Annotated in this window: 1 pseudogene; it reads right to left on the minus strand. The window is 42.5% G+C overall.

Features of this window, described 5'->3' with window-relative positions:
- A pseudogene (locus F887_RS18835) lies at window positions 1-560 on the minus strand (hypothetical protein); the annotation flags it as partial.

A 560-nucleotide genomic window follows, 5' to 3' on the forward strand; every position in this document is an offset into this window, starting at 1 on the left:
ACGATGTTTAACTTATCACCCAACTTACGATGAACGTCCTTACCTGCATTACCCGCAAAGTTCAGACCTTTGTTGGTCAGGTCATTCACACCATTAGTCACTTTGTCATCGACTGATTTGATCGCATCATTGATGTTGTCTTTACCGGTTCCACCAATGTTATTGGTCGAGATGCTGCCGTCTTTATTCACCGTGGTATTACCACCAATACTGTTCTTGATGCTGTCAGAGATATTCTGAATCTGACCACCATTCACGGCATCTTTAGAACCTTTCACAATTGAGCCATCTGCAACATTAGTAATTACTTTATTACCTGCATTAATGCCATCTTTGGTGATGCTTGGACCATCTTTGATGGTCAAGCCATTGTTGTTTAATACGCTGTCGCCAGTGGTAATACTGTCAAACTTCGCATCTTTCAACAATTCAATCTTAATACCATCTTCTGTGGTACGTGTGATCACGTTCTCACCGCTGGTTTTGTCTTCTGCTGTTGCAGCATCCGCACCACCCACGATGTTTAACTTATCACCCAACTTACGATGAACGTCCTTACC

The sequence above is a fragment of the Acinetobacter sp. NIPH 2100 genome, from assembly GCF_000369805.1.
Lineage (GTDB): Bacteria > Pseudomonadota > Gammaproteobacteria > Pseudomonadales > Moraxellaceae > Acinetobacter.